This is a genomic window from Falsiporphyromonas endometrii (assembly GCF_042654485.1).
In the GTDB taxonomy this organism is placed as follows: domain Bacteria; phylum Bacteroidota; class Bacteroidia; order Bacteroidales; family Porphyromonadaceae; genus Porphyromonas; species Porphyromonas endometrii.
Window position 1 is genome coordinate 1 of record NZ_JBHSGO010000148.1, and the last position, 8,433, is coordinate 8,433.

Below are 8,433 nucleotides of genomic sequence, written 5' to 3' on the forward strand. Positions count from 1 at the left end.
ATTTCTTCATGCTTAACCATTCGTTTTGACAACATTTCAATGATCTCTTTAGTGTTTTCGAACCGACTTTTGTCAGTTCTATTGTTTAACTTTTAATTTTTCGGTAAAAATTTACCGAAGTATTGTAATGAAATAGTATCAATTATTTTAAAGAGAATAATTCTTCATTTGGAGCAAATTATTTTGAGACAATGAGATATTTTGAATTTATAATAAGGGGAAATAACAAAGACTTCAAAGAATTGAGTATTGCAGGAAGTCAAGACCGGCTTCTTAATTTTGATTCCAATGGCTATATAGTAGGTGTAGAATAATCAAGTTGTTCTATTATATTTGCGACCGATTGAACAAACATATTTATCAAAAAAATCATTTATGGCAAAGACTTATTCTATCCTTGCATTTGCTTTGACTTGTTTCATTGCATTGTGCTTCACCGGCTGTGGTGACGACAAAAACGAGCCCAACAACGAGGCTAAAGTATCTTCACTCGATGGACATACCTATCTAACGAAATACATCTCTATCGACGATGATGATGAAAACCAATCGATAAAAGTTTCTGAGACGCCTTCCATGTCAAACCCCATACAGTTGGAAGTCAAGTTTGGGAAAGACAATCAGCTCACTTTATCCTTACTGTGTTTTAGATTTAACCTCATTAAAAACATCATAAACGACAAAAAACAGTTTGTGCTTACTACGATTGATTGTCATTACGTATTGAATGGAGATAAACTTACCATCACCTCCTTTTCGGAATTATCAGGAGAGATGGATATTGAAGATCCTAAGCAAAACTTCTCAATAGATGAGGATGGATTTTATTATCTCAATTCTCCTATTGAGGGACTCAAGTCAGATACGGAGTCTGTCATCTTCGAAGGAACTATTTCTAAAGATAAATCACAAATTGAGTTGATTTCTGATGATGGAGATGATATAGAGAGAATTACAGCATATCTTAAAAGATAATTGACCGGCACACTAATGTTTAAGCTGTTTTGATTTAAGTTGATCATATACTCTTTATCAACGAATTCAAAACAGCTTCACTTAACCATCTTTTCTAACTATACATTCATGATAGGCACACTTGCTACCTGCAAGTAATACCAAAAGCCGTAGTAAGCATAAACGAACTTCCTATTGATTTTGCATTTTCTCCGACACCATCAAGTTTATTCTGCTGATATGCTAAATTGGCATAAAAACTAAGTCTCAAATTCGTTGTAATACTGATGAATGTACCCAGTGAACATTGCAAAGAGGGAACACACTTCGTTTTTAGCAGATAGTTGGAAGAGTTTTCCAAAGACAGCGACTTACCCGGGAGGACCATCCCTGCCCCCAAAGAGGCTGCTCCATAAAGAGATTTATACATTCTAAAATCATATTCAGCCTTAGCTCTCAAGGATAGTTTTTTGAAAATAAACGGCATCGGATTTTCCTTCTTATCCAAATATCCTTTCAAGCTACCTCTAATCACATCATACGGAAACTGATCGCGACGCAATTCGGTATCAAGTCCAAACCTAAAATAATCATTAGTGCGATAAGCAAGTCCAAAAATGAGAGCCGTAGTATTTTGATAATCATTATTGGAATACACATTCATAAGTTCAGACCACTGATAAGCAAAGCTAAAGTCATATTCCATCCCGGGTTCAAGATTGGCTGAAGGGAACCACTCAATATTAAATTTACGTTTAAAGATTAAGTCTTTGAGCATATACCCCAACTCCCCTGAAAACATACCGATTGAAGCTCCGGCCAAAACATCATCTACCCAATGTCGATTATTGAGGATTCGCCCCATCCCTACAAGACAAGCCACAGCATAACCACCGGTTGATAGCCATGGATAAGCTTCTCCATATTCGTTATGAAGCAATTGTGCCCCCATAAACGCTGTTGCAGTATGACCGGATGGAAAACTGTTTCTTGCTGAATGATCCGGTCTTTCACTCTTGGCCGACATCTTAAGACACATCACCATACAAAACATAAGAGAAGAGCTAAGAGCATCTGCTACCATTACCTCTGCAAACTTTTTACCTCCTTCCACATCTTTCAATCCATAAAGGCTTAGCGAAAGTTGGGTAACTAAAGGGATATGCTGAATATAATCATCGAAATGGTTGTTAAAGTTCGGAAAGTAAGTTTGTCTAATATTTTTAATCATCTTGCCGTTCCCTAATTGAGAAGCCGCAAAAATGGGAATACCGGATAAGAGCAACACTCTCCGGTCTTTGGTCTTCCCAATCATCTTAAAATCCTTATATTCATTGAGATACTCCAAGTTAGTTATATCGGATTTAGTTATATCTAAAGAGTTTGTCTCTGATATCTTACAAGAAGGACAAACAAGGGTATCTGGATATTCCATTGACCGCAAAGAGCTATCCCGCACACTTGTTGCATGCGCAATCAAACAATTCAAAAGCAGCGTTGCAAGACATAATACTCCTTTATTCAACAGTCCCATAAAACACAGAGTATCTGGCAATCTATACATCTTGATAAAAGTCGGTTAATAAGAGGAAAGAAACCTATTGATTGGAAGTTATAATACAAGTAATCTGACAGAAGATGATCGGTTTATATAAAGTCATTTTCTCCCTTAATTGTATGCAGACGCCCAATCTCTTAATATGCACCATAAAACGAACTAAATTAATTCTAAATATTTTCTAAGAGGGTGCAATGATAGACAGATTTTGAAAACCACACAATATAATTAAGCTAACAATGATAGAAATCATCAATCAAAAGAGAATAAAAAGACAAGTTTCTCCCAATTGAGGCTAACTTAAAAGTTCAAACAACATTGGTATAGACACAAAAAAAGGTACCATCACAATGATGATACCTTAACAATATCGTTGTCCTGGAAGGATTCGAACCCTCAATACCAGAGCCAGAATCTGATGTGTTACCATTACACCACAGGACAGTCTCCAATTGCCTTTACTCTCAAAAGCACTGCAAAGGTAGTATTCTTTCTATTTAAAACAAATATTTTGTAATAATTTTCTCATATCTTAGATTCCCAACAGATACAACTCGTAAAAATATTACTAAATCTTATATTGGTTTCATCTTATAATAGAATGAGTTAAACATTATTGAATCATAAGAATGCATACTCTTCCTAAAGACATATCTAAGAAGATGTTGCATGAATATCCATTCTCACCAATTTTACGAGCAAATTAGTGACATTGCAAAATGATGAGATACAAAACATTGACTATGAGAAAGAAGGGGGTATGTTTATGTAAGTGACTGAAGCTAAATGCAGAAAAAACGAAGAAAAACACCTTTTTGTAACAATCTCATTTAAGATAAAATGGGTATAGGAAGCCCCTTTCAAACAACTTACACAACAAATTCATGCAGCTTTAAATAATAGGTAGAAATCTCTTTCAGTCAAATTCAAAATAAATCCAAACAACTTCTAAATGAGTAGTCTTTTTATTAAATTTGCAAGGTTATAAGATCAAAGTAGGTACGAATTACAACTCAATTATGAAGCAGACAGAAGTGCAACTTCTTTTATCATCGCAGTTGAAGGATTATATTTCAGCTCACGGACTCAATCACACTAACGAGCGCTATGAAATTCTCAAAGCAGCTCTCACATTGGACGAGGAGTCTACCCCATTCTCTGCACGTACGCTTTATAAACGTTATACAGAGTTGGGAGGCGTTGCCACGCGTGGATGTATCTATGACACCCTCAAGATTTTGGAACAAGCCGGCATTGTCATGCGCGTACCGGCCCTTGTAGGGACCGGCATAGGCTATCTTTTTGGTTATCACTTTTCCAATTCGGTAGCAGTGCTTTGTCTTTATTGTGGAAAAATTCAACTTCACAAGCGTGCCCGCTTTACTCGTGCTCTCTTAGCAGCCAAACCTCCTCAGACCGACATTGCCGGAGCTACTGTATTTATATATGGCACATGTAAGCATTGTGGTCGTAAGGAGAATAAGATTAAGAAACCTAATTCACGAGCATGACAATCTTATGCTGTGAACTTAAAAGATATTAAAATGAAAGTAGATGTATTATTAGGTCTCCAATGGGGAGACGAAGGGAAGGGGAAAATAGTCGACGTACTGACCCCTCAATACGATATGGTAGCAAGATTCCAAGGTGGGCCTAATGCCGGTCACACATTGGAGTTTGAAGGCGAAAAGTATGTTCTTCGTTCTATCCCAAGTGGAATCTTCCAAGGAGACAAACTCAACGTCATAGGGAATGGAGTCGTATTGGATCCAAAACTTTTCAGGGAAGAGGCTGTAGCTCTCTCCAAGAGTGGTCACGATCTCCGTCAACGCCTTGTCATTTCTCGCAAGGCTCACCTTATCATGCCTACACACAGGCTTTTAGATGCAGCCAATGAGCTTGCAAAAGGTGATGCCAAAGTCGGCACCACCGGCAAAGGTATTGGTCCGACCTATTCTGACAAGACCGGAAGATATGGCATTCGTGTCGGAGATATCGAGCTGGACTTTGAAGCTAAATACATGAAGGCCAAGCAAAGACATCTCAAAATGCTTGCTGATTTCAACTATCCGGTAGACAACCTTGACCAAATGGAAAAGGAATGGATGGAAGGCATTGAATACCTTAAGACCTTCAAATTTGTAGATAGTGAGTTTCTCATCAACAAAACATTGAAAGAAGGCAAGCGTGTTTTAGCCGAAGGTGCTCAGGGATCGCTTTTGGATATTGACTTTGGTTCTTACCCCTTCGTCACATCAAGCAACACTGTGGCAGCCGGATGTTGTACGGGACTTGGAGTTGCTCCGAAGAATATAGGTGATGTATATGGCATTTTCAAGGCCTATTGCACCAGAGTGGGAGCAGGGCCATTCCCTACAGAATTGTTTGATGAGGTTGGAGACGAACTTTGCAACAAGGGCCGTGAGTTTGGATCAGTCACAGGAAGAAAGCGTCGTTGTGGATGGATTGACCTTGTAGCTCTTCGCTATACCATCATGCTCAACGGTGTAACCAAGCTTATCATGATGAAAAGTGACGTGATGGACGACTTCGAAACAATCAAAGCGTGCGTGGCATATCAACACAATGGAGAAGAGATCAAAGATTTCCCATTCAATATATCTGACGATCTCAAACCGGTGTACAAAGAACTGCCGGGCTGGAAAGAGCCAATGACAAAGATGACTCGAGAAGATCAGTTCCCTGTTAACTTCGTCAAATATATCAAGTTCCTTGAAGAGGAATTAGGTGTACCCATCCTTATTGTTTCTGTCGGACCGGACCGTAACCAGACTATCATCCGATGATGACTTACAATGAAGCTATTGACTACCTCTACCATGCGACCCCGGTGTTTCAGCATAGTGGAGGTAGTGCTTATAAGCCCGGACTTGAAACCGTATTGAAGCTTTCGGAAGCTTTCGGAAGTCCGCACAAAGTTCTTAAGACCATCCATGTTGCCGGGACAAATGGCAAAGGGAGCACATGCCACCTCTTGGCTGCATCTCTCCAACAATCAGGTTATAAAGTCGGACTCTTCACCTCGCCTCACTTGGTGGATTTTCGCGAACGGATTCGCATCAATGGTAATAAGATTGATGAGCAATATGTCGTTGACTTTACCGAAAAAGCCAAATCTCTTATAGGTGAATTTCATCCATCTTTCTTCGAACTGACCACTGTAATGGCTTTTCGTTACTTTGCTGATAGCAATGTCGATGTAGCTGTTATTGAAGTTGGTATGGGCGGACGACTTGACAGCACCAATATCATATCTCCCGATCTTAGTATCATCACCGGTATCAGTTTGGATCACACTCAATTCCTCGGACACACAACGAAGGAGATTGCATTTGAAAAAGGAGGTATCATCAAGCCTCAAACACCTGTAATTGTAGCAGAAGCAGATGAAGACACAAAGGCTGTATTTGATAAACTCTCTTCCGATCGCAACGCTCCTATTTATTATGCAGAAAAGACCGGTGAGTTAGAAAGCTACGAATTGCTTCCCGATGAGAGCTACATTAGATATAACACCATCCATTGGGGAACTGTAGACTCTCAGCTGGTGGGAGATTGCCAACCCATCAATGCTCGATCAGCACTTTTTGCCTTACATCTTCTCAAAGACAAATTAGGTTATCATATCACAGAAGAGGGTGTCAAAGAAGGTTTTAAACATGTCGTTCAATCAACGGGACTCATGGGCAGATGGCAGGTATTGGCAAAGAAACCTCTTATGATTTGTGATACAGGGCATAATGCCGGAGGTATAGCTCAGATTGTCAGCAGACTCAGCAAGCTAACCAAAGATAATTTGCATATCGTCTTTGGTATGGCAGGAGATAAAGATGTTACTGCAGTGGTCAACTTATTACCCAAAGATGCACATTACTATTGGTGTCAAGCATCAGTAGACAGAGCTATGCCGGTAGAAGAACTTCAGAAGATAGCTCACTCATGCCACCTTAGCGGCCTCTCATTTCATAGTGTCAAAGAGGCACTGGATGAAGCGAGAGCCAATGCTACTGATCAGGACATTATCTTTATAGGTGGTAGCAATTTTGTTATTGCCGATCTGCTTAACAGCTTAAATTTGTGCAAATAATAGCATAAGTCAACTGAAGGAAGTATCTTTAAGGGCTTTTGCAGAAAGTCATTATCCTAACCCGATGGGTGTACCTTATACTCATTGAAAGATTATATAACTCTGAATAAGATAGTTGACTTTACAAACTGAATTATTTTGATTGTGTGAAGACTTTATATTCACGCACAATCTGACCGAACGAGGTTTTACTTCGGTTGGGAATCAATGTATTGCGATAAATTACAAAACAAATAATTATTCAAATTAGACGTTATGACTCAAACAACAGTTCAGTCGCTAAGAGATAAGCCGGCAGTAAGATGGACCGCGCTTATCCTTGTTGCACTCACCATGTTCTTTGGTTACATGTTCGTGGATGTGCTATCCCCTCTTAAAACACAACTTGAAGAAACTGTAAAATGGGACTCTACCATTTTCGGAACTTACGGAAGTAGCGAATTTTTTATTAATGTTTTCTGTGGCTTCCTGATTTTCGCCGGTATCATCCTTGATAAGATGGGTGTACGCTTTACGGCTATCTTATCCGGCTCATTGATGCTTCTTGGTGCTATCATTAAGATTTATGCCCTTTCGGAGTACTTCAATATGGGTGGTATTGGTTTTGATTTGCTCAATTCAGCATCTTTCCCGGCATCGGCTAAACTATCTTGTATAGGTTTTGCTCTTTTCGGATGTGGTTGTGAAATGGGTGGTGTCACTGTTTCTCGTGCCATTGTTAAATGGTTCCAGGGAAAAGAAATGGCGCTTGCCATGGGTATTGAAATGGCGATTGCTCGTTTGGGTGTATTTGCTGTTTTCTGGACATCACCAATGATCTCTAAGCACTTCGCACAGAAGGGTGAAATGTTCCTCTCAGTACAGGCTCCTGTGATTTTCGTGGGCATTCTTTTGGCTGTAGGTTTGATTCTTTATATCATCTATGGCTTTATGGATAAGGCTCTTGAAAAAGAACAAGGCGCTGAAGAAATCGAGGAAGAAGAGCCATTCAAATTCTCTGACCTTGGCAAAGTTTTTGGTAGTGGCATGTTCTGGATTGTTGCACTTCTTTGTGTACTCTACTATTCAGCTATCTTCCCATTCCAAAAATATGCAACTGAGATGTTGTCATCTAACATTGGTTTGGAGACAGAAACTGCAGCCAAGATCTTCTCAATGTTCCCTCTTGGAGCAATGTTTATTACCCCACTCTTAGGAGCCTTCTTGGACTACAAGGGTAAAGGAGCTACCATGCTTATCATCGGAGCAGTCTTGATGTTTGCTTGTCATGCTACATTTGCATTCTTCCCATTCAATGAAGTTTCACATATGGCAGCCGTTACCATAGCTATCACAGCTATTGTCGTACTTGGTATTTCATTCTCTCTTGTACCGGCAGCTCTATGGCCATCTGTTCCAAAAATTATCGACAACAAAGTATTGGGATCAGCTTACTCGGCAATCTTCTTTATCCAAAACATTGGTTTGATGTCAGTACCTATCATCATTGGCCGCATCCTTGACGTAACAAACCCAAATGTTGCACCGGGAGAACCCAAAAACTACACTACAGCGATGATTGTATTCGCCATGTTTGGTGTAGCAGCATTCTTCCTTGGCTTTGTACTTAAGATTGCAGACAAGAAGAAAGGTTTTGGTTTGGAATTGCCCAACAAGACTAAGTAATCAAGTTATATATTAATTAGTAGGGGGCTGTGTCATTATTCGTAATGATTCAGCCTCTAATTTTTTAGCAACCTCTCATTTCTTGAGTTTAAGCAGCCAATTTTTGGATGGGAGCTACCATTGGACTCACAGGAACTCCTAAAACAGA

General features: G+C 39.5%; 6 protein-coding genes and 1 tRNA gene. 5 read left to right on the forward strand and 2 right to left on the reverse strand.

Features of this window, described 5'->3' with window-relative positions; translation table 11 throughout:
• The first annotated feature begins 375 nt into the window (after positions 1-375).
• The gene (locus ACFO3G_RS04585; protein WP_380078409.1) at positions 376-975 is read left to right on the forward strand and encodes a hypothetical protein; all 600 of its coding nucleotides are present in this window, start codon (positions 376-378) and stop codon (positions 973-975) included.
• A 124-nt stretch (positions 976-1,099) separates the two neighbouring features.
• Here the strand turns inward: ACFO3G_RS04585 and ACFO3G_RS04590 are convergent, their stop codons facing one another.
• Complete coding sequence (locus tag ACFO3G_RS04590) at positions 1,100-2,389, reverse strand: phosphatase PAP2 family protein (protein ID WP_380078411.1); 1,290 nt, start codon at positions 2,387-2,389, stop codon at positions 1,100-1,102.
• A 496-nt stretch (positions 2,390-2,885) separates the two neighbouring features.
• Positions 2,886-2,956: transfer RNA gene (locus ACFO3G_RS04595), tRNA-Gln, on the reverse strand.
• Between the two features lie 575 nt (positions 2,957-3,531).
• Here ACFO3G_RS04595 and ACFO3G_RS04600 point away from each other — a divergent pair.
• The 4 genes from ACFO3G_RS04600 to ACFO3G_RS04615 all read left to right on the forward strand — a co-directional run bounded on the left by ACFO3G_RS04600 (position 3,532) and on the right by ACFO3G_RS04615 (position 8,285).
• Positions 3,532-4,023, forward strand: coding sequence for a hypothetical protein (locus ACFO3G_RS04600; RefSeq protein ID WP_380078413.1), 492 nt, complete (start codon positions 3,532-3,534; stop codon positions 4,021-4,023).
• Between the two features lie 33 nt (positions 4,024-4,056).
• Positions 4,057-5,319, forward strand: coding sequence for an adenylosuccinate synthase (locus ACFO3G_RS04605; protein WP_380078415.1), 1,263 nt, complete (start codon positions 4,057-4,059; stop codon positions 5,317-5,319).
• Entirely contained in the window at positions 5,319-6,620 is a 1,302-nt protein-coding gene (locus tag ACFO3G_RS04610; RefSeq protein ID WP_380078418.1) for a bifunctional folylpolyglutamate synthase/dihydrofolate synthase, read from the forward strand. Before ACFO3G_RS04605 ends, ACFO3G_RS04610 begins: the two co-directional genes overlap by 1 nt.
• A 255-nt stretch (positions 6,621-6,875) precedes the next feature.
• A complete protein-coding gene (locus tag ACFO3G_RS04615) occupies positions 6,876-8,285 on the forward strand; it encodes an MFS transporter (protein WP_380078416.1) in 1,410 nt (469 codons plus the stop codon).
• The last annotated feature ends 148 nt before the right edge of the window (positions 8,286-8,433 follow it).

Coding starts and splice junctions, on each gene's coding strand:
- ACFO3G_RS04585 (WP_380078409.1), top strand. CDS start 376: ATGGCAAAGACTTATTCTATCCTTGCATTTGCTTTGACTTGTTTCATT.
- ACFO3G_RS04590 (WP_380078411.1), bottom strand. CDS start 2,389: ATGGAATATCCAGATACCCTTGTTTGTCCTTCTTGTAAGATATCAGAG.
- ACFO3G_RS04600 (WP_380078413.1), top strand. CDS start 3,532: ATGAAGCAGACAGAAGTGCAACTTCTTTTATCATCGCAGTTGAAGGAT.
- ACFO3G_RS04605 (WP_380078415.1), top strand. CDS start 4,057: ATGAAAGTAGATGTATTATTAGGTCTCCAATGGGGAGACGAAGGGAAG.
- ACFO3G_RS04610 (WP_380078418.1), top strand. CDS start 5,319: ATGACTTACAATGAAGCTATTGACTACCTCTACCATGCGACCCCGGTG.
- ACFO3G_RS04615 (WP_380078416.1), top strand. CDS start 6,876: ATGACTCAAACAACAGTTCAGTCGCTAAGAGATAAGCCGGCAGTAAGA.